General features: G+C 60.3%; 1 protein-coding gene. It reads left to right on the top strand.

Going from position 1 to position 458, the window contains the following annotated elements:
- Nucleotides 1-13: 13 nt before the first annotated feature.
- The coding region (locus JMF97_RS31620; RefSeq protein ID WP_238360468.1) for a cytosine permease at nt 14-458 on the top strand (445 nt) is incomplete at its 3' end.

Below are 458 nucleotides of genomic sequence, written 5' to 3'. Positions count from 1 at the left end.
GTTCACCCTGTGGATGGGTGCCAACCTGCAAATCACCGCGATTGTCACCGGGGCCCTGGCCGTGGTGCTGGGCGGTGATGTGTTCTGGTCGTTGATCGGTCTGTTGATCGGGCAATTGCTGGGCGGTGGGGTGATGGCATTGCATGCGGCGCAAGGGCCCAAGCTGGGCTTGCCGCAGATGATTTCCAGCCGGGTGCAGTTCGGCGTGTATGGCGCGGCGATCCCGATCGTGCTGGTGTGCCTGATGTACCCTGTCTCTTATACACATCTAGATGTGTATAAGAGACAGGAACAAGGATTAACCGTGCCGACTCCGCCTGCTGTCTCTCCGTTGGCCGCGAACATGGGCGACAGTCCGGCGCCCCTGTACGCCCGCGTCAAACAGATGATCACCCAGCAAATCGACAGTGGTAACTGGCCGCCGCATTACCGCGTGCCGTCGGAAAGCGAACTGGTCA

It is taken from the genome of Micromonospora fiedleri (genome assembly GCF_016774385.1).
Lineage (GTDB): Bacteria > Actinomycetota > Actinomycetes > Mycobacteriales > Micromonosporaceae > Micromonospora > Micromonospora gifhornensis.
This window is presented reverse-complemented; position numbering and strand designations above follow the sequence as displayed.